Origin of the sequence: Acinetobacter pittii, from assembly GCF_022449185.1 — a bacterium.
Taxonomy (GTDB): Bacteria; Pseudomonadota; Gammaproteobacteria; order Pseudomonadales; family Moraxellaceae; genus Acinetobacter; species Acinetobacter pittii_I.
In genome coordinates, this window is the sequence record NZ_JAKUKO010000005.1 from 15,399 (window position 1) to 35,962 (window position 20,564).

Genomic DNA, 20,564 nt, shown 5'->3' on the forward strand with positions numbered 1-20,564 from the left:
AATCTAATTTGAGGGGTATTTTTTGTTCTATTATTTTGTGACTATAAAAGTTATTTCGAATTACTTAAATAATAAAAAGGCCTTTATTCAAGGCCTGTATTTGCAATGTTTTAGTGTCTTAATTGACGTGGTGTAACACCAAACCAGCGTTTAAACGCACGAGATAAAGCACTTACTTCTGAGTAACCTAATAAGAATGCCATTTCTGAAATAGGAATATTTTTCTGTTTAATATAATGCTCGGCCAACTCACAACGAACTTGATCGACTAAATGGGTAAAGGTGAGTCCTTCATTTTTTAAACGGCGAGTAAGGGTGCAACTGGTTAAACCAATATCGTGAGCGATTTTTTCAAGATTTGGTTCACCTTCACTCAGTTCAAGTTGGATGTGAGAGCGAACCTGATCTGCAAGACTTTGGCATTGAGAAGAGCGATTGAGTAACAGCAGCGTATCTAAAATTACTGTTAATAAAATAGAATCACGCCCCGGCATAGTATGCTGGACGTCTTTTTTTGAAATGATGATGGAGTTAAAAGGCTGATCAAAATAAACAGGCGCGTTAAATAATTTGCTGTGTTCTTGCCAGAATTCAGGTCGAGTATGCTCAAAGTGAATCGCGCGTGGTGAATAATGAGGACCCATCACTTCACGGATCACATTCATAAACATGCCCATGGTCAGTTCTGCATCTTGGCGGCGAGTTAAAATCGCGCCGTGTTGAACTTGATAATCTATGCGCCAGCTATCTCCTAAATCGACCATTCGATTAAGCGTATCTTTCTGATGCAAATAAAAGTTATTGGTCATGTTCATGAGTGCAGACTCTAATGTATTTGAACAAAGACCAATGTACCCAATGAGCCCTAATGATTTCGGTTGAAACTGTTGACCATAATGCAGGCCAAAATTATCACAACCAGAAACCAGTGCCGCCTGTTCTAGCACTTTGCAATAATTGGGCAGTTGTAAGCTCAACGTTGGGCTGATTAGAAGTTCAGGATTAATACCACTAATACCTAAAACGCGATCAACATCTGCACCTTTTTGACGAATAAACTCGCTTAATCCAGAGGCAGCTGCAGACAATACACCTTGATTACACATATTTAAATCGACAAGATGAGCTGGGTTGAGATGTAACATGTCAAGTCTCATGATATTTATTCCTAACTATTCTTATATTAAGCAAAAGCCATACCAGTTTTTGCTTACGTCCATGATTTTGTGTTGTTAAAAACTTTTATAAAATAATGACTTATGTGTTGCTGTTTTAAGTTTCAGATTTGATTCTTTAAGAAGAGATCAAGAGTTGTATTTAAGGTTGGGTAGCGAACTAAAAGAAGGCAGAAAATGCATTAGAGATAGACAAACAGGGCAGAACTAAAACAAGAAATTAAGCAGCTTCTCATGCATACAACATGTATTGTAGGCATGAGAAAATAAGTGAAATACTAATTTTTTGTAGTTTTTGCCGTTTGCGCACCATAACTTAAACTGGCCATTGAAGGTCTAAATTGACCTGTATTGGCATCGCGGCCCTGTAGTAAAAACTTAGTATTGGCTTGACCATAGCCCTGTACAGCCTGCTGAGAAAATTTTCCAATATCTGAACTTGGACTGCGCAATCGGTTGATAATCAGAACCTTCTGAGTCGCCGCAAAATCTTGCATCATATTTTGATCGCCTTCACTGTCACCTGCGATAAAAATTGGTCCGTAACCATATTTAGAGACTAAAAAACGCTGGATGGTTGCAGTTTTGCCTTTACCTTGAGTTTGCGCATAGCCATGACGAAACTCGGGTAAAATTCGGTTTTGTGCATCTCGTTCCAACTCCATCGCGTAGGCATTTTTTTCATTAATGTTGTAGCCGATATCCGGATTAGAAATAATTTCCTTAATCACATCAATAAAAGATGCCGAACAGACATAGACATCAATGCCATTGTCCTGAAAGGTCTTAAATAGATTTTGCATTTCTCGGTATGGTCTTAAACCATTTTCCCAACTGGTTTTCACAACGCCTGCTTGGCCCGAAAGTGCTGAGGGAGAGGTCCATGTCACAGGTCCAATCGGTTGCTGCATTTGCCAAGCTACCGTTGCTTTTACCAAATTACGGACTTGTTGTTCGGTAAGCCCAGTAAATAAATAAGTGACCCACGGATATGCAACTTCATGATCAAACGTGTCTCCAATTGCCGCATATAGATATCTCATTTTAGTAATGAAATCGAGATAATGTGGATCTTGTTTAATTTGATCCAGACTCTGTTTACCTTTTAGACCGCTATAGTGGTGATAAAGCCATGTGTAGCTGGCAATAATATCTGGGGCAATTTTATCAATATTGACGGCTTGGCCTTGCTGGTTGTTGTAGGCTGCTTCAAAATTTTGTGAGCTAATTCCTTTACGAATAATCTGATTAAGCTGCTCTGGCGTGACATTAAAGGCTAAATGTTCAAGCTGATAAATTAACGTTGCTTCTTCGATGTCTAAAAATACCGAAGTATTGTCAAAGTCAGTGACAATATATGGGCGTTTTTCAGGATTATAGTTTGGGCTATCTTTTCCATAAGTAGCAATTAATTGATTAAGTTGGTCAAAGTTAAAAGCGTCCCATTGACCTTTTTGTATATATTCCTTTTGGGGAATAGCGACTGCGGGAGATGTATTTTGTATAGGGTTGTAATTACATGCGCTTAGAGCAATGATACTTGACAGACTACTGGTGAGTAATAGTGCTTTGGCAACTTTGCTCAGTTGATGGGTAGCTTGCATAAACCCTTCCTTTAAATTCTATAAAATTTAAAAACTAAAAATTGAAAATGAAGAAAAGCGATCTAAACCACTTTTCAAATTCCTACAGGCATTTGACCGTTTAGATATTTTTTACAAAGACGCACAGTTTCATTGGACCATTGGTCTCCAAGACTTTGAGCCATTTCTGTTTGTGCGTGAGAACCATTCCAAGCCATCATTTGAATGCGGCGTTGCATGATAAAAGTCGGGATCATTTCATATTCTTCAGACTGAATATGACCTACGCGCTCGTAGCCCTTTAACCAGTAATCAACCCAATGAGGTGCATTTGCATAATGTTCATTGAAGCTAATCGCGGCGGCGAGATCATGCATAAACCAGCTCATGCCGCAGTCATCAAAATCGATCACACCAATACGTTCTTGCTGTAGTAATAGATTGGTTAAACGCAAATCGGCATGAATTAGGCCATAGCGTTCTTGGGTTTTACCAAAGAAATTTAAATCTTTCGAAATTTGTGCGATGGCTTCTTCAATCACGCCGTGATCTTGAGGTCTTAAATGAGGTGCATTTTTCCAGTTTCCCCAGTGTCCATCCGCACCGATCATGGTTTCATGATTCCACACAATACGTTGAAAGTTTTTAGGCGCTTGCCATGTCTTACTATGGACGTGCAACTTTGCGGTAATTTGTCCTAGTTGCTCAAATGCAGTGGGGTCAACTTCAACAGTTGGCATATCGCCCTCAACCCAGTTGAAAAGGACTGCATAACGATAAATATCATTCGATAGTTTTAAAGTAATGACACGCTCACCTGATTGATCTGCAATCGCAACAGGAACTTGAATACCACTCGCATTTAAAGCATTTAACCATTCAAGCTCACTTTGTATATCGAGTTTGCTGTGGTAGTTGGGACGATGAATTCGAAGTGCATATCGGGTAGATCCAGTTGAAATCTGAAAGGTTGCATTTTCAGACTGACACAGCAGTTTGACCTGTCCTTGATATTCCGAGGGATATTGCTTAATTGCTTGTTCTGCCAGTATTTGTAATTGAACTTGGCTTAAAAATTCATTTTGTTCTACAGACATAACCCAACTCCTCAATTTAATTTTTAAACACGTTCTGTGTTGAGATGCCGTCGATCTTATAAAAGAAAAAATGAATCAACTTGACTTCAAGTGGTCGGGGAGATGTTTTGCTGTCAAGTTTTATGAATATCTTTTGCGCAACTATTGGTGGTGTAAATTTAGTCGATAAGGCAATACGACAATGAAAGAGTCAGAATTAAGCGTAGATGTGGGTGCTCTACAACAGGACGCAGAGTATTTTGCAAAACGTCAGTTAAAAAAGGGGGCAGTTGGTTGGTTACTTTTAGTGGGGCTAGGTGTTTCTTATGTCATTTCGGGTGACTTTGCGGGTTGGAATTTTGGACTGGCACAAGGTGGCTGGGGAGGACTCTTTATTGCAACAGTCATCGTTGCGTTTATGTATCTCTGCATGAGCTTTGTGATGTCTGAGATGTCGACGATGTTACCTACCGCTGGCGGTGGCTATAGTTTTGCCCGCGTTGCATTTGGTCCTTTTGGAGGTTACCTCACAGGGACTGCGATTTTAATTGAATATGCAATTGCACCTGCTGCCATTGCCGTATTTATCGGTTCTTATTGCGAATCACTCTTTGGAATTGGCGGCTGGGCTGTTTATCTAATTTGTTATTTAGTTTTTATGGGTATTCATCTGAAAGGTGCAGGTGAAGCACTTAAAATCATGTTTGGAATTACCGCCGTTGCTTGTATTGCACTGGTCGTATTCATTGTTGCGATGCTTCCACATTTTGAAAGTGCGCGTTTATTTGATATTCCAGTCAGTTCTCATGCAGGTGCAAGTAGCTTTTTACCGTTTGGCTATATGGGAATATGGGCCGCAGTACCGTATGCCATCTGGTTTTTTCTTGCAGTTGAAGGGGTGCCACTGGCTGCCGAAGAAGCAAAAGATCCAGTACGTTCATTGCCACGAGGTTTGATTGGTTCAATGTTGATATTGGCATCGTTTGCACTTTTAATCTTATTTTTGGGAGCAGGTGCAGCGGGTTCAAATGCTTTAAAAAATTCAGGGGCACCTTTGGTTGACGCACTCATTGCTGTGTATGGTCAGCACACATGGTTAGCGAGCTTTGTTAACTTTGTAGGTCTTGCTGGACTGGTCGCAAGTTTCTTCTCAATTATTTATGCATATTCGCGTCAGATTTTTGCATTGTCACGTGCGGGATATTTGCCAAAAAATTTATCGCTCACCAATGAAAATAAAGCGCCATATTGGGCCATTATCATTCCGGGTATTATCGGCTTCTTACTTTCTTTAACAGGTGAGGGTGACTTACTCATTTTAATGGCTGTATTCGGCGCAACAATTTCTTATGTGTTGATGATGCTTTCACATATCAAATTACGTTTGTCTCGCCCTGAATTACCACGCCCGTATAAAACGCCTGGTGGAATGTGGACGTCTTGTATTGCCTTGGTTCTCGCTGCTGTTGCTGTAGTTGCAGGTTTAATGGTCAATCCAAAAGTTTGGTTATTGGCCGCGCTGATTTATGTTGGATTTATACTCTATTACTTATTATATAGCCGTCATCATTTAGTGAAAGGCACACCTGAGCAAGAGTTCGCCATGATTGATGACTAATTTTAAGTGGGTTAAAAATAAAGAGGCTTCGGCCTCTTTTTTAAGTTTTATACTTCTGTACAAAAGAATATAAAAACAGCAAGTAGTACTTACTCAAATATCATTTTAATCTGATTGATATTTATACAATATAGTTACCAGATCACACGGATATGAACTCATGAAATTTCTAAAATTTCTAACTTTTAGCACCATTCTTACCTTATCCGCACATAGTTATGCGACAGTGGGCGGTGGACAAAAAATTGAAGTATTGGGCTATCAGCAAAAAGAGAAGAAACTTTATGTATTAAGACACTATGAAGATGGTCGAGGACGTCTACCACAACTCTATTATTATCTATTAAATAGTAAATCGCCTGATAAACTGATTGAAGTTAAATCTCTCTATATCAATCCAAAAACACATAAGATTGATTATGATCAAGATAGTAGAGCATTTGATAAAGCTCTAAATAAAATTAAAAAGAATTTAACCCCATTAGTCGTAAGTAATAGTAAGATCGTAAAAATTCAAACATTAAAAACTCATCAGAATCAAGTATCGTCTTGGTTTGATCCTTCAGGAAAGATCACGCAATATAAAACAGAATATGTTGTAAAATCGCCGTCTTTACAAAGTAAGACCCATGTTGCGGTTCATTACACCAAAGCAATAAAAATTTCCCAAAATTATAGCGTGCCTAAACACAATAAGAGGTTGGTTGTCGTTAAATATCTGGGGATTCCAGAAGAAACTGGGTACGATATTGAAGACCCTGTTTTACTACTGCCTGTGAAAAAATAAGTTTAAGAGCAAATTATTTTCTTGGTTCAAAGGGGCAGCAGTAGGGCATCATTATCTAGATGTTCACAACAATATTGCTGGCATTGGTCATTGTCATTTTGCGGTCATTGGGGCGGTAAATGAGCACAAGGAAATGTTCATTTGTTAGTTAGATCGATTCATTCAAGGTCGAGTTGGTTGTCATCTTTGGTGACTTTAATTTTTAACTTCTTATATTTCCGTTTATCGGGGTCAATTGCAGAATTTATAACTTCATCTGAGAAAGATGAACATAACATCAATTTTGCGTATGCTCGGTAACCTATCAAAATTCTACGTAGTGGGTAGTCTGTTCTTGTAGAGTAATAGTCGATTCTGGAGTTCAATTCTTGTAGCAGAGTCTGCTGTGACATTAGAATAATTTCTGTAAGAGGTGTATGCAGCATATAGTGATTTATCTACTGTAAGAAGAATTATTTTGAAAATGTTATAAATTTTAGATAAATCAACATTTATATTACATATCAAAGTATTTTAGATATGCAAAATATATATTTATTCTCTTTAAATTTAAGGAGATATGCTGCAAACATAAATTTTTTGATGGTGCTGTAAATATAATAGTAACAACTCTTTTTAAAGCCATAGTGCACTATGTGTTATAGTCAATTTCGATTAATTATTGGCATTAAAATGGATATCTGTATTGGCGGTATACTTGATGGGAAAAAAAGAAAAGACGATCAAAATCATTTCAGAGTAGATAGTCATTATTCTGATCATGGCTCTGAATATAATAAAGAGCATTTTCATCTACATGGGCAGCTTCATACATTTTGGATAAGTGAAGAGATTGATTTTTGCGATGCACAAAGAAGAGTTGAATTAATATTAAATAAAAGATTGGAACTTGTTTAAATTAAAAATAAATATATGTATTAGCATTTTTTAGATTTAATGTGGAAAATGAATAAAACGTTTTAATTAATATGATGTTAAACAAAAGCTCTATTTAATATAGAGCTTTTGAGCTATCAATTATTTTATTCCTTTTTTTCTTCATTATTATTTTCTTTAGAATTATTTTCTTCTTCAGACGATTGTACAGGTTTTTCAGTTTTATCCTCATTAGGTTGCGCATTAGAATCATTTTGGTTTTGTGTGGTTTTTTTTGAAAATTCTTTGAAATCAGACATTTTAAACTTCTTAATAATAGTAAGGAAGCTTCATCGTAGGCCTTTAATTCGCTTACATTGCGGTGATTATGAGAACTCTATGTAGAGATATGTGCGTAAAATTGCTTAATTCTCGACATAATGTTTCTTTGAACCAAATAGACTGTTGATATATAAGTAGAAGAAAATTTTAACCAAATACAAGAGTTAACATATAGCTAGAGAGCTATTGTTTTTAATGGTTTTTTGATAATTATAATTTATTTAAATATATTATTTTAAGTTCTTAAGTGGAGGAAATATTTTTAATTAAAGTGGGGGATTCGATCTGTAAATATATTTATACAACATAAAGATACAGTTTTACATGCATACTCAATCAAATTAATTAAAAAATGAGGGAAATATGGATGATGAAATGAAAAAATATTTTGATGTGGCTGAAAGTGTTTACAATAATATTCACTTTAAAAATCAGTCCTCTAAGGATTTAATTGACTGTCTGAATAGACTGTTAATTGAAATTAAAAAAGAAGCAGCTATAAACAATTTACAATTAAAATATCCTGTTATTGATTTTGAAAGTTGTTTAAATAGGCCAATGAAAGAGCGTATTGTTAAAATTGACTTAAGCCTTCTCCCTAATTTTGATAATGAACATGAATTTATTCTATGGTTGGCGGGATTTGTAAAAAGTATTTCTGTATCTAGAAGTTATTATTTTTAAATTATGATGTGATAGCAAATAAAATAAATATTTTTTAAATGTGTTGTATAAATATTTATTTGGCGTATACTCAATTTAACTAGAAAAAAAGACTTATTAGTAAATCCTCTTTTAGTATCGTAGTTTTATTCATAATCCTTCGTTTTTTTAAGATCTTAAACTCAATTCGTTATTATTTTTTAAGATCTTAAACTCAATTCGTTATTATTTTTTCAAAGTTTAATGAGTCATGAAATGTGGCTTTATATTATTAAAAATCAAAGGATATATTATGTCTAATACAGCAATCGGTACAGTGAAATGGTTTAATGAAACTAAAGGTTTTGGTTTTATTCAACAAGATACAGGCCCAGACGTTTTTGCACATTTTAAAGAAATCAGTAGTTCAGGGTTTAAAACCTTATATGAAGGTCAACGTGTTAGTTTTAATATAGCTCAAGGACAAAAAGGTCTTACAGCTACTAATATTATTGCCCAATAATATTTTAAAAATAAAAAAGCATCTTAGGTGCTTTTTTTTTGTTTGATATATCAATAGGATATAATTTGGTACATTTTTCTGATATTTAAAGTAAAAAAAGAGATCATAATAATTATATTAATAATAAAAAGGTCAAAAGAAATGGAACTTAGAGCCGTAAAAATGCATAAAATGTTTAGAGATTTTCATGAAGAAAAGGAACGTGGCTATATAGGGGAATATGATGAAAAACATAACCTTGTAGCAATATATAATACGTTTAAAGAAAAAATGCAGAAAATAGAAGGAACTTATCAATGGGTTTTACCTTCATCGGGTGAGGTATTTTTTGTTGAGGAAGATCCGCTATATAGTCGTTAGTGAATTCTGACCTCTAAATTAAGTAACTAAAACACCTCTTTATAAACCCAAATTTAACAATAACTTATTCATTATTTAGCCTTGCTTTTTTAATGATCTATTTTAAAACAAATGTCATTTTGTGTGCTTGACTGCAATAAATGTGAAGCTTATCCTTTGCCTGCTGGCCACATTGCCAGTCGGTTTTAGCAGACCGAGATGAAAGATCGCATCAGAGTTATTCCGTCTGAGGGATACTCTTATGTGTAAACTCCTAGTCTCCTCCCGTAGCGGTAGGACGGGAGAGGGACACCTTCGGGTGTGCTGGTTATATCTTTCACCAGTCTGCTAACCCTTTCTCGTTCTGCCACCATAAATTTAATGTCTGGCAGAACTCCCAATAAAAAGGAGTTGGCTTTGCACATCCATTATTTCTTGGCGGCCCTTGCCATAAGCTATTACGACACAGCTAAAACGTTTAAAGCAGTTTGATTGCCCTAAGGTTTTCAGGCTTTAAATCGTCACGACCAAAAAACTTACTCAACAATAAAACTTGAGATGTGCCAAGCACAGTCTTTATAGGCTTTGCTGTGCCTTTTTTTCTCCCAGAAAGGGCACAGGTCTTTTATCTCATTTATATACAACAAGAATTTTTATAACGGTAAAACTATGCCAAAGTTAGTTCTCTCAACACGCGCTATTCAAGTTATTAATACGTCGATTGATTTATTTCAGCATCACGGCTTTCATACGGTTGGGGTCGACAGAATTGTTAAAGAGTCAAAAATTACCAAAGCGACCTTTTATAACTTTTTTCATTCAAAAGAGCGGTTTATTGAAATCTGCCTAATTGTGCAAAAAGAACGTCTAAAAGAAAAAGTGGTTTCAATTGTTGAGTACGACCAAGGCTCAAACGTGAAGGAAAAACTTAAGAAACTTTATTTCTTACATACCGATTTAGAGGGACTGTACTATTTATTGTTTAAAGCCATGTTTGAAATAAAACTGACCCATCCAAAAGCCTATATAACCGCAGTGAGATATAGAACATGGCTCATTAATGAAATCTATAGCCAGCTTAGAGCACTCAAAAGGGATGCGACTTTTCAGGACGTCAAGCTATTTCTATATATGATTGAAGGCATAATTATTCAGCTTTTAAGTTCAGATGGGGCAGATGAGAGTGAAAGGGTGCTGGATTGTTTTCTCATCTCTATGATCAATCATCACTAGTTTATGAGCTCGCTTTTAAAAAGATCACCTCTTCGGACTCTTTCGGTCAATGTGGGAGCTTCTAGATTCTTCGTTCCCATGCTTTATTTATCTCCATTCAAATATTAATAAGATTAATACTAACCCCGAGGTGCGTACCTTATATGATCGGGAAATAAATATTATATTAAGGCTTATCTCTATTGGATCCAGAACTTTCGGGATTTTATTTACTCAGCTAATTTTGAACGTGATTCCATCAATGTAAGTAAGTCTCTTTTGACATGATCAAACTCTTTTTTAGGGATGCAGCCATACAATTTACACAGGATGAAGAATGAATAATTTGAATTTTAAAACTCTAAAGAAGTACTGGCTGCGATTCGTGGGTATTGCTGTAATCGCGGGCTCCTTAGTATTGGCATTTGCTTGGGTCGCTGGTCTATTTGGGCATCGCACCACAAGCAAAACTTTTTTGGGAGACTCATTAAATAACTTTGATCCCGGATATCGACGTGCACACGGTAAGGGTATTTGTTTTGATGGCACTTACCACAGTAATGGTGCGGCGGCGGCACTATCTAAAGCCACTGTATTTGCCAAGTCTGATATACCAGCAATTGGCCGATTCTCTATTGGGAGTGGTAACCCGCATGCGGCAGATAATTCGACAGCAACAGTAAGTATGGCTTTATTACTTTCCGCAGCTGATCATTCACAATGGCGCATGAAATTAAACAACTTTCCCTATTTCCCTACACGAAATGCCGAAGGTTTTTTGGCGCAGCAAAAAGCATTTAAACCAGTTCCAGCTACTGGCAAACCCGATCCAGCCCTAGTTGAGGCTTTCTTAAAAGAATATCCAGAAGCACGTAAGTCTATTGAGCAAAAGGCGACGATGCCATTAACCGGTAGTTTCAGTGGCGCAGAATTTTATGTCGTAAATGCTTTTATATTGCGAGCCGCCAATGGACAAGAACAGCCAGTTCGTTGGTCTATGCGTCCTCATTCAAAATTTATTAGCCTGACGAAAGAACAACGTGATCAAGCTGGCCATGATTTCTTGTTTAAAGACATCAAAAAACGTTTAGCTGAAGGGCCGCTCTATTGGGATTTAGTTTTGCAACTTGCTGAGCCGGGAGACCCAGTGAATGACCCATCTCAACCTTGGCCAAAAGAACGTAAAGAAGTGATAGCAGGAACATTGGAAGTCAAAAATGTAACTGAACAGGTAAATGGCGTTTGCCGTGACATTAACTTTGACCCAACACTAGTTCCACCCGGAATTGAGTTATCAGATGATCCGGTACTCGCGGCGCGAGCAAGCATCTATTCACAATCTTACAATGCTCGCTTACGTGAAATTGGATTTGGCAAAGCAACGGATGCCGTGGGCAAATAGGAGAGATCAGCCATGCAAAACAAATCTTACAATAATGCTCCACGTCATTTTAATTTGACTGCTCGAATTCTACATTGGCTTATGGCGCTAGCGATTTTGGCCATGCTATTTATTGGTGTGGGAATGACAACCTCAATCACTTGGCGTCCGTGGTTAATCGATATTCACCGTCCTTTAGGAATCGCAATCTTATTATTGGTCATCATTAGATTAATAAATCGACTCTATTTTCCAATTCCACCTTTGCCGCCGACTGTACCACGCTGGCAGGCGTTTATTGCCCACGCATCACATTGGCTACTTTATCTTTTGATGTTTAGTTTGCCATTGCTCGGATGGGCTACGCTATCGGCAGGTAACTGGCCTGTAACTCTATTTCCGGGTTGGGACCTTCCACCAATCGCTCCAACCAACTCGACGCTCTATGCATGGTTCCGTACTCTACACGGAATTTTGGCTTGGCTACTATTTGCTGTGGTTATTGGTCATCTGTCTGCTGCGTTATTACATGCATGGATTTATCGCGATGGCGTATTCTCAAGTATGGCTTTGGGTTCTTCTGAACCATCAAGTAATAGGTCTTCTGCTGAAAAGGAGAATGCTGATTGAGGGGAGTGATTTAGCTCTTAAGCTCAGATTAGGCGGACGAGAGGGAAAAGATTTTCGATTGTTTTTTTAATCATCTGTTTGAATCTAAAAATAATTTAAATAATAGGATGTATGGTTTGCTTGTTTTTTTGTTAGATGAGCAGACCATAGCCCCTGTGCAATAAGATGAGATCATTACTCAGCTAGAATCAAATCATTCGATCTAACTTTTTGTTTATATTATAAAAAAATAATATTTTGACTTTGTTGGCATATTATTGCTATTTTATTTTACGTTAATCGTAAATTGATTACGTATTGCATAATTAAAATGAATTAATTTAAAGCATGTCATGGAGAAGGGAATACCATGAAAGAAGTTGCATTAAGTGATCTGATCAATCAGCAGAAAGTTGGACGCTATCAAAAATTTATTCTGATCACCTGCTTATTACTGATGATTATGGATGGCTATGACATTCAGTCTATGGCTTACGCAGCCCCAATGATTATAGAAGAATGGGGTGTTCAAAAATCCATGCTAGGGATTGTGTTTAGCGCCAGCTTATTTGGTTTGTTTGTCGGATCATTTTTATTAAGTTCACTCTCTGATCGTTTTGGCCGCCGTCCCATCTTACTGATCTCGACTTTTATGTTTTCGGTATTGATGCTGGTGACACCACATGTAGGCAATATTGAGCAATTGACTGCAATCCGTTTTATTACAGGAATTTTTTTAGGAGGTATCATGCCAAATGTTATGGCTTATAGCTCCGAAATTGTTCCATTCAAATCTCGTATTTTTACCATGATGGTCATTTCTTGTGGCTATACGGTAGGGGCAATGTTAGGGGGCGGTATATCCGCCTTATTAGTTCCTTGGGGAGGTTGGCAGGCGATTTTCTATTTTGGCGGTATTGTTCCTTTAATTATTTTCTTTATCACATACTTTAAGCTGCCAGAATCTTTATATTTTTTGAGTGAAGATAATAAAAATAATCCTAAGATTTTATTTTGGTTAAAGAAGTTTTATCCCGCATTAACATTTAATTCAGAAATAAAAATTATTAATAACACTGAAGTTGAGGTTAAAAAGTCGCCGCTTGAGTTGTTTAAAAATCAGCGTGCGTTTTTTACCTATTCCATCTGGATCATCAGTATCTTAAATATGATCAGTTTATATTTTCTGGCAAACTGGTTACCGACTTTGGCCAAAGAGTCAGGACTCTCACTAAATCAGGCATTGATGATCGGTTCCACTCTACAATTAGGCGGTACGGTTGGTAGTGTGGTGATGGGCCTTAAAATCGATAAGACAGGATTTTATAAAGTATTAATTCCTGTTTTTTTGGTTGCAGTGATGAGTGTTGCTTTAATTGGCTATGCGGTTAACCATATTGTTTTATTATTTATTATCATTTTTATTGCTGGCTTTGCCATTGTTGGTGGGCAACCTGCCATTAATGCACTGTCTGCCAGTTATTACCCAGTTTCACTTCGTACTACAGGGGTGGGCTGGAGTATCGGAATTGCCCGTTTGGGTTCGGTCATTGGGCCGCTATTTGGTGGCTACCTTTCCCAATTTCTGGTCATTACCCATTTATTCGTGATTGCTGCAATACCTTCGCTACTCGTCATTATCATGCTAATGATTCAAGCTAAGTACCGATCATAAAAAACTATTACATGCATCATGCGCATATTGACTGTAATTATGATCGGTAAGTAGATATAAGAAGTTGGTTAATGCTAGTTCATGAGCTATTTAACTCGATACCACGTTTGATTTCGACCAATCGCAGAGATACCAATGTATCCACGCGCAGTAAGTTTTTCACCATCTGGTGATACTGTTAGGCTAAAGCGATAGGTCTTATCTGACTGTGGGTCGAGGATAGAACCTTTGTCATATTTATTTTGACCGACATTTTTTAAATTTTTGACGATGGTCAAACCAATCAAAGATTTATTTTTATAAGTACCTTCACACATCGTACATTTGTTAGCTTCACTTGGAACAAGTATTTTTTCGATGTTTGCAAAGAGGTTGCCATTTTTATCTTGGCTAAATCTTACCAGCGCTCGAGGTTGATTAGTTGCATCATCAATGGTTTTCCAAACACTGCCATGTAATTTGTCTGATGCAAATGAATGAACCGAATAAAAGCTGAATAAAATTAATAATAAATATTTTTTCATATCAATGTTTTCTCGAATTAAAAATAAATGGTTTTAAAGGCCAGAATTATTCACTTTAAATTTAACTTCACAATTTTCTTAGTATTGAATCTATAAGCTAAACAATATGTAAAGTTATAATCTATTTGTTTGGATATTATTTTGATCGGTTTTTTTATGCAATTGCGAGAATGGACAAAATGATTAAGCAAGGTTTAAAAGCAGATTATAAATTACTGATAATTTCTAGAACTAGTAGGGTGATTAAACTACATACAGTTTGGTAAATAATGACAAATTTTATGCTTAGGAGAAATAAAAAACATCCACTACTTTTTAAATTAGTTAGATTGCGTGTAACTCATCACAAATAATAAAAATAATATGCAAATCATGTGATTAGTATAGATTGACACTGTGCAATATTAAGTCTTATAACTAAACAATCCTGAAAGCTGTTTCTTTAATAGGAACAGAAAAAACACAATATAAAGATGAATAGACATTAGAACAAAAAGTTAAGGAGAGAAGAAATGAAAGTCATTAGACATGCTTTATTTTCTCTGATGGGAATGTTGACAATAAATAGTGCAGATGCTGGAAATGCATCTACATCGTTAAGGGTCAGTTTAACCATTCTAGAAACTTGTGAAGTTTCCACACAAGGAAACTTAGATTTTGGTTCGGTTGAACGTGCTCAGCCAGTTCCTACTGCAAGAACAGATGTAACTGTGCAATGCAGCAACAATACACCTTATCAATTGGCAGTAACTTCAGACAATAATTTTGAACTTAAATCTGCTGACAGCCCAGCATCTGTTGCATATGTACTGTATCAAGATGCGGGCCATACTCAAATTTGGGGAGGGGTAGCGGATAAAATACGTTCACGAATTGCGACAGGAATGAAAGAAAATATTCCTATTCATGGAGCGATCATATCAACTACGAATGTCCAGGCGACTAAGTATGAAGATTGGGTTCGTGTGAATGTTATATATTAATCGTGAAAACCAAAATAACCATAAATATCAAAAACTAATTTATAAAAAACCTCTTTTTAGGGGCGAATAAAGTATTTTGAAAAAGCTACACCACATGATGGTGTAGCCAACTGCTTTGATAGAACTAAGCACCACGCATTAGTGCTGCTACTGCTTTTTCTAGAAATTGTAGGGTCACTGGTTTGAGCCAAGTACCGTCAGCAAGGCTTGGTTCACTTTGCATTGCTGTACGGATTTTCTCTTGAGTACTTGGATTTTTGCCAGCATAGCCTTGTAGCATAGAGAGCCATTGTTGTGCCAAACGCTTTGCTCCTTCACTATCTGGCGTGACCTCGGCATCAATCAATTTTTCAATATCGACCAATAATTGAGGCCATTTTTTCATCTCACGAATGTAATTTTCTTTTAGGAAAGTAAACTCATCGTCAGATAAATAACGGGCAAAAATACTCAGCTTGCTCTCAGAAAAAGCTTTAAGTAAAAACTCAACAACTTCTGGCGTTACGCCTAATTTTTCCTGAAATTCAGGTTCGGCTGAGTTTATGGCATTTAGTTTAACTAACCATTCTGGGTTAGCTCTTGTATTGTGCTCAAGAGTTTTCATCCACTTACGAGCCAAGTCTTGAGCGGCTTCGCTATTAGATGGTTCGCCAGCATTAAATAGTGCATTTGCTGCTTGAGTTAACCCTTGCCATTCTTGGTGGCTTTTAGTGCCTGCTTGTAAGAAAGTCAGTTTTTCAAGCTCTTCTTTTGTAAAGTATTTTTCAAACATCGCTATAAGCTCCAGTGTTTTTAGCCAATCCTCCAAACCAAGCTCTTCACCACTTATGATCTGAGATTTAAGTTTGCTGAGCTGATTTCGCAATTTCTTTTGCTCTGTCAGCCTTTGATCAATTGCTTGAATCTGCTGATCAATAATCGGTAAAAGTGCAAGATTGGGGTCTTCAAGAGCCGTATGGATTTCGGATAACGACATTCCCAGTCCTCGTAATGCTTGAATCTGATGCAAACGAGTAATGTCTTTACGGGTGTATAGTCGATAACCTGCATCGGAACGGACCGAAGGCTGAAGTAAACCGATATCGTCATAGTGATGAAGAGCACGGACAGTAAGTCCTGTTTGCTTAGCCAATTCACCAACTTTTAACAGCATCTTTTTAGCTCCTTCTTCCTTAGGCGTGTTTTATGCTAGGGGCTTACGTTACGTGAGGGTCAACTACTTTAAATCATATTTTTTCATTATTTTCGCTTTGATAGATATTCAAATTTATTCCATTCATTATTGGAATATTATAAAAAAGATTATTAAGCCAGTTTTTCTTGGATAAAAATGATTTCAAGCCATTCCAGTCATGGAGTGGCAATATATTTAACAAATTAAAAGCAATCGATACTCGCCATCTTTTTCAACAGGTGCTCGATGAACACAAGGCAAAACCTTTTGAGTGGGATGATCTACTGCTAAACGCCAAATATGTCCCGTACCTAAATTTACAGGTTGGGTATCGGGTTTAGGCTGATAATGCAAATCAAAAAAATACTCTGCCAAAAAAGCTTCAAAGTCAGCATCAGAACCGTCATGTAATTCTTTGAGCTTTTCTCTAATTTCTGGAATTAAAACTTTTTGTTCAACTTGATCATTGGGCACAATATCGCTAGCAGCGCCGTGATAGGTACATAAAAAGGTATCGGTTTCAATGGGGGAGCGGTCAACATGAAATGAATATACATCTGTTGAAATGAAATCTAGCTCTTCATCACGTTCATACTTTTTAAGCAAATTAAGTACAGGTGATGCGCCAAAATCAGTTAACTGCTCTATATCTTCTAAAATAATTGCTCTCGCCAATTTACCTTTTTCTGAAAGTTGTAGCGCTAAAAGGTCTTCAACAGAAACTTCTGTAATATTTTCTTTTAACTGAAGCTTATTCACAATTTCTTTAAAGTCACCCACCAAATTTCTGTGCCAGCAAATCGCATTTGTCTCTCCTTGAAAATGTGTATTTACAAGGTCAGAGAAACTAGACACTTTTCTAATTTGATTGCTGTCAGAAAATGCGTTCTTCATAGGGGAAATAAAATAATAGAGCTTCTCTAATATTATAGCCTGAACTTAGCCAAAAAATATTCCATTCCAATTGATTAAGCCAGTTTAGTCTTACTTCAGAAGAACATTCTAGAGTTAAATAACTAATAGTTTTTATCAATAATAGATATTTCTCTTTTCATTGATTTTTTAACTAATCAAACTTAGTAATTTCTGGTACTGACTCTAAATAATCAAAAAATTGCTGTATTTGTTCTTCTGTTACCCGTGCTGTAGAAATAGGTGGTAATTCATCTCTACCAAAGAATCCAACTTCGGGTGTTTCAATACTTGGTGTCAGTTCACCATCAATAATTTCGCACCAGAAGAAAGCCTTATACACATGTAAAAACATCGGAGGGTGTGGGTGCTTGGTTCTATCAGTTAAAGCTAATAATTTAATGGCCTTAACTCGTAAACCTGTCTCTTCTAGAACCTCTTTTTCAGCATTTTCCGATGCTGAATAACCTACGTCAGCCCATCCACCCGGAACAGACCATCGCCCATCTCCAATTTCTTTTGCTAATAATAATTTATTTTCTTTAAAAACAACTGCTCTGACATCTAGTTTTGGAGTAGCATAACCTACATCTTGGAGCACGTTATTAATAAAATTTTCTGTTTTGATTTCTTTTAATTCTAATAAATACTCAATGTGTCCTAAGAGTTGTTCATAACGTTCTTTGTCATAAACATCTTTTGAATAATGTAAACCTGTTTGAGCAATACCAGTAATTTTATTTAAAGTTTCTAACCACTTCACTGAGTCATTCATTGCAACAGATGCCTGCAAGCTTATATCTTTTAGCTATGGTAAGACATACTCAGCTAAAGCACTATTAAACAGTTGTTAGCTGAGATTTCAAACGAATTTTTTTGAGATTTTTTTACGATTAATAGCTCTCGTAAAATTCACTCTTCGTATAAATTTGACTTAATCATGAGTGGTAAACCAAGACTACTTAATAAGCTAGTTCGAGAATTTGGTACATTCTTACTTTCTAAATCAATAAGCTCAATAAATTCTTTATTAAATTGTTTTCTAGGATATTTTTCTAAAATTTTATTTCTAAAAGAGAGGGGGAGTCTATATAGACCGTCACTAATCACATCGCATGATGCACCTTGCTGTAATAGCGTAATTTCTGCAGGGTCAGAGTGATCTATATAGCCGTTCATATGTAAGCAAATAGCATCCTTAATGACTTCACTTTTCTTTTCATCAAAGCTATGTTCTTGAGCCTTTAGCTCAAATTGTTTAGCACTTTCATAGGTAAAACAATTACAGCCTTTACTATGAATATGTTGCTCAGTTAAGCCAATATCATGAAAAAGTGAGGCTATTAAAAGTGATTCATGATCAAATTGCTGTTTTTGTATATTGCCTAGGGCAGCACCCCAGAAATAGGTGCGCCATGAATGATTATAGATAGATATATCTGCTTTAGCTTCGAGCTCATCAAGCGCGACTTTAACCATTTGAGTATCTGGTATTACGATCTGGTCGATATCAAAATCATGAGAAGTTTTGAATCGAAAGTAATTTATTTTTATAGAAGCCATAACACTTGGCAGCATAATTTTTTGAATTAACTTAATTTTCTCTTTGAAGCTGAGCTGACCATTTGTAGCTTGCATCCAGTGATATGAACCAATTCTTTTAGTTTTCATTATTAGACCTCATTTTAGAGTAATTACTCTAAAAATATTATTGTAGATAATTTTTTGCAAGTCATATCTTTTACGCCATCGATAGAACTTTGATTGATAAGCATTTTATAAACCCCAATTTAACAATAAATTTTAATTATTTATCCTTGCTTTTTAATGATCTATTTAAAAGCAAATGTCATTTTGTGTGCTTGACTGAAAGAGGTCTGAATATTATCCTTCGCCTGCTGGCCTACATTGCCAGTCGGTTGTCGCAGACCGAATCAAACGAGCATTAAAAGTTTCATACTTTTAGTGTTGAGCCCTCGTGCCCCCTCTATGGCGGAACGGAGGGGGACACCTTCGGGTGTGCTGGCCTCGTTTGACCAGTCTGCGAACCCCTTTCGTTCTGCCACCATAATTTTAATGTCTGGCAGAACTCCCAATAAAAAGGAGTTGGCTTTGCACATCCATTATTTCTTGGCAGTATTTGCCAAAAGCTATAACGATACAGCTTAAACATTTAAAGCAGTTTGATCGCCGTAAGGTTTTCAGGCTGTAAATTATTTCGTCTTAAAACTTACTCAACAATAAAACTTGAGATGTGCCAAGCACAGTCTTATGGGCTTTGCCGTGCCTTTTTTTCTCTCAAAAGGGGCACAGGCTTTTTTATCTCATTTAGAAACAACAATAATTTTATAACGGTAAGACTATGCCAAATTTAGTTCTCTCAACGCGTGCTATTCAAGTCATTAATAAGTCGATTGATTTATTTCACCATCACGGCTTTCATACGGTTGGGGTAGATAGAATCGTGAAAGAGTGTGAAGTGACCAAAGCAACTTTTTATAACTTTTTTCATTCTAAAGAGCGGTTTATTGAAATCTGTCTAATCGTACAAAAAGAACGTTTAAAAGAAAAAGTGGTTTCAATTGTTGGGTACAACCAGAACACAAACGTGAACGATAAACTTAAAGAGCTTTATTACTTACACACCGATTTAGAAGGAATGTACTACCTTTTATTTAAAGCCATTTTTGAAACGAAACTGACCTATCCAAAAGCCTATATAATCGTGGTGAGATATCGCATATGGTTGCTGAATGAAATTTATAGGCAGCTTATAAAACTAAAAACCGATGCGACTTTTCAAGATGCCAAGCTATTTTTATATATGATTGAGGGCGCAATCATCCAGCTTTTAAGTTCGGATGTGGCAGGTGAGAGAGGAAGATACTGGAATATGGTTTCGAATTTCTTTTGTTAGACATTTCAGTTCGTGATTAGAATGACTATACGGATAAAAATCAAACTCCAAATCTGAGCGAAATAGTCGAGTGATGTTTAAAGCAATGAGTATGTTTAATGGACAAGGATGGGTCGAATACTCGGTTACTTATTAAAGACTAGATTAATAATAAGGATGTTAACCATAACGCTTAATAAGTTTGGAATATACTTATTTTTCAAGGAACTAATTATTTATTAGTTCCTTGACCTTTGG

General features: G+C 36.3%; 21 protein-coding genes and 1 pseudogene. 11 read left to right on the forward strand and 11 right to left on the reverse strand.

Features of this window, described 5'->3' with window-relative positions; translation table 11 throughout:
• Window positions 1–110 precede the first annotated feature (110 nt).
• From qhpR to yerI, 3 genes are all read right to left on the reverse strand, one after another.
• Window positions 111–1,145 (reverse strand): AraC-like transcriptional regulator QhpR, encoded by a 1,035-nt coding sequence (gene qhpR, locus MKX14_RS12065; RefSeq protein ID WP_240282683.1) that lies wholly within the window; start codon window positions 1,143–1,145, stop codon window positions 111–113.
• A 308-nt stretch (window positions 1,146–1,453) separates the two neighbouring features.
• A complete protein-coding gene (locus tag MKX14_RS12070) occupies window positions 1,454–2,779 on the reverse strand; it encodes a haloacid dehalogenase-like hydrolase (protein ID WP_240282529.1) in 1,326 nt (441 codons plus the stop codon).
• 74 nt (window positions 2,780–2,853) lie between these two features.
• The gene (yerI, locus tag MKX14_RS12075) at window positions 2,854–3,855 is read right to left on the reverse strand and encodes a phosphotransferase enzyme family protein (RefSeq protein ID WP_240282530.1); all 1,002 of its coding nucleotides are present in this window, start codon (window positions 3,853–3,855) and stop codon (window positions 2,854–2,856) included.
• A gap of 181 nt (window positions 3,856–4,036) precedes the next feature.
• On the opposite strand from yerI, the gene eat reads away from it, so the two are divergent.
• Both eat and MKX14_RS12085 read left to right on the forward strand, forming a co-directional pair.
• Window positions 4,037–5,452: an ethanolamine permease gene (eat, locus tag MKX14_RS12080; RefSeq protein WP_170247869.1), complete on the forward strand. Its 1,416-nt coding sequence runs from the start codon at window positions 4,037–4,039 to the stop codon at window positions 5,450–5,452.
• Between the two features lie 160 nt (window positions 5,453–5,612).
• Window positions 5,613–6,239: a hypothetical protein gene (locus MKX14_RS12085; RefSeq protein WP_216076491.1), complete on the forward strand. Its 627-nt coding sequence runs from the start codon at window positions 5,613–5,615 to the stop codon at window positions 6,237–6,239.
• A gap of 158 nt (window positions 6,240–6,397) precedes the next feature.
• Here the strand turns inward: MKX14_RS12085 and MKX14_RS12090 are convergent, their stop codons facing one another.
• The 3 genes from MKX14_RS12090 to MKX14_RS12100 form a co-directional block, all read right to left on the reverse strand.
• Window positions 6,398–6,631: a hypothetical protein gene (locus MKX14_RS12090; RefSeq protein ID WP_240282531.1), complete on the reverse strand. Its 234-nt coding sequence runs from the start codon at window positions 6,629–6,631 to the stop codon at window positions 6,398–6,400.
• 341 nt (window positions 6,632–6,972) lie between these two features.
• Entirely contained in the window at window positions 6,973–7,089 is a 117-nt protein-coding gene (locus tag MKX14_RS12095) for a hypothetical protein (protein WP_107908818.1), read from the reverse strand.
• Between the two features lie 172 nt (window positions 7,090–7,261).
• Window positions 7,262–7,414, reverse strand: a complete 153-nt coding sequence (locus tag MKX14_RS12100; protein ID WP_240282532.1) for a hypothetical protein — start codon at window positions 7,412–7,414, stop codon at window positions 7,262–7,264.
• A gap of 385 nt (window positions 7,415–7,799) precedes the next feature.
• Here MKX14_RS12100 and MKX14_RS12105 point away from each other — a divergent pair, with 385 nt between their 5' ends.
• The 7 genes from MKX14_RS12105 (at window position 7,800) to MKX14_RS12145 (ending at window position 13,817) form a co-directional block, all read left to right on the forward strand.
• On the forward strand, window positions 7,800–8,120 hold the full coding sequence (locus MKX14_RS12105; protein WP_032038393.1) for a hypothetical protein: 321 nt from the start codon (window positions 7,800–7,802) through the stop codon (window positions 8,118–8,120).
• Between the two features lie 271 nt (window positions 8,121–8,391).
• A complete protein-coding gene (locus MKX14_RS12110) occupies window positions 8,392–8,601 on the forward strand; it encodes a cold-shock protein (RefSeq protein ID WP_014206275.1) in 210 nt (69 codons plus the stop codon).
• 171 nt (window positions 8,602–8,772) lie between these two features.
• Window positions 8,773–8,961, forward strand: coding sequence for a hypothetical protein (locus MKX14_RS12115; RefSeq protein ID WP_014206277.1), 189 nt, complete (start codon window positions 8,773–8,775; stop codon window positions 8,959–8,961).
• 648 nt (window positions 8,962–9,609) lie between these two features.
• Entirely contained in the window at window positions 9,610–10,173 is a 564-nt protein-coding gene (locus MKX14_RS12125; protein ID WP_240282533.1) for a TetR/AcrR family transcriptional regulator, read from the forward strand.
• Window positions 10,174–10,489: 316 nt separating this feature from the next.
• Window positions 10,490–11,554 (forward strand): catalase family peroxidase, encoded by a 1,065-nt coding sequence (gene srpA, locus MKX14_RS12130; protein WP_240282534.1) that lies wholly within the window; start codon window positions 10,490–10,492, stop codon window positions 11,552–11,554.
• Between the two features lie 12 nt (window positions 11,555–11,566).
• The gene (locus tag MKX14_RS12135) at window positions 11,567–12,163 is read left to right on the forward strand and encodes a cytochrome b (protein WP_240282535.1); all 597 of its coding nucleotides are present in this window, start codon (window positions 11,567–11,569) and stop codon (window positions 12,161–12,163) included.
• 349 nt (window positions 12,164–12,512) lie between these two features.
• Window positions 12,513–13,817, forward strand: a complete 1,305-nt coding sequence (locus MKX14_RS12145; protein WP_240282536.1) for an MFS transporter — start codon at window positions 12,513–12,515, stop codon at window positions 13,815–13,817.
• Window positions 13,818–13,903: 86 nt separating this feature from the next.
• Here MKX14_RS12145 and MKX14_RS12150 read toward each other — a convergent pair whose 3' ends face one another.
• Window positions 13,904–14,341, reverse strand: a complete 438-nt coding sequence (locus MKX14_RS12150) for a DUF2147 domain-containing protein (protein ID WP_240282537.1) — start codon at window positions 14,339–14,341, stop codon at window positions 13,904–13,906.
• A gap of 512 nt (window positions 14,342–14,853) precedes the next feature.
• Between MKX14_RS12150 and MKX14_RS12155 the strand changes: the two genes are divergently transcribed.
• On the forward strand, window positions 14,854–15,324 hold the full coding sequence (locus MKX14_RS12155; protein ID WP_108008372.1) for a Csu type fimbrial protein: 471 nt from the start codon (window positions 14,854–14,856) through the stop codon (window positions 15,322–15,324).
• A 124-nt stretch (window positions 15,325–15,448) separates the two neighbouring features.
• On the opposite strand, the gene MKX14_RS12160 is transcribed toward MKX14_RS12155, so the two are convergent.
• From MKX14_RS12160 to MKX14_RS12175, 4 genes are all read right to left on the reverse strand, one after another.
• Window positions 15,449–16,477 carry a MerR family transcriptional regulator gene (locus MKX14_RS12160; protein WP_046813303.1) on the reverse strand — a complete coding sequence of 343 codons (1,029 nt, stop codon included), beginning with the start codon at window positions 16,475–16,477 and terminating at the stop codon, window positions 15,449–15,451.
• A gap of 216 nt (window positions 16,478–16,693) precedes the next feature.
• Window positions 16,694–17,392, reverse strand: coding sequence for a DUF1826 domain-containing protein (locus MKX14_RS12165; protein ID WP_240282538.1), 699 nt, complete (start codon window positions 17,390–17,392; stop codon window positions 16,694–16,696).
• 172 nt (window positions 17,393–17,564) lie between these two features.
• Entirely contained in the window at window positions 17,565–18,185 is a 621-nt protein-coding gene (locus tag MKX14_RS12170) for an NUDIX hydrolase (RefSeq protein WP_017386638.1), read from the reverse strand.
• Between the two features lie 137 nt (window positions 18,186–18,322).
• Entirely contained in the window at window positions 18,323–19,081 is a 759-nt protein-coding gene (locus MKX14_RS12175) for an HD domain-containing protein (RefSeq protein ID WP_240282539.1), read from the reverse strand.
• Window positions 19,082–19,772: 691 nt separating this feature from the next.
• On the opposite strand from MKX14_RS12175, the pseudogene MKX14_RS12180 reads away from it, so the two are divergent.
• Window positions 19,773–20,343: pseudogene (locus MKX14_RS12180) on the forward strand (TetR/AcrR family transcriptional regulator).
• Window positions 20,344–20,564 lie beyond the last annotated feature (221 nt).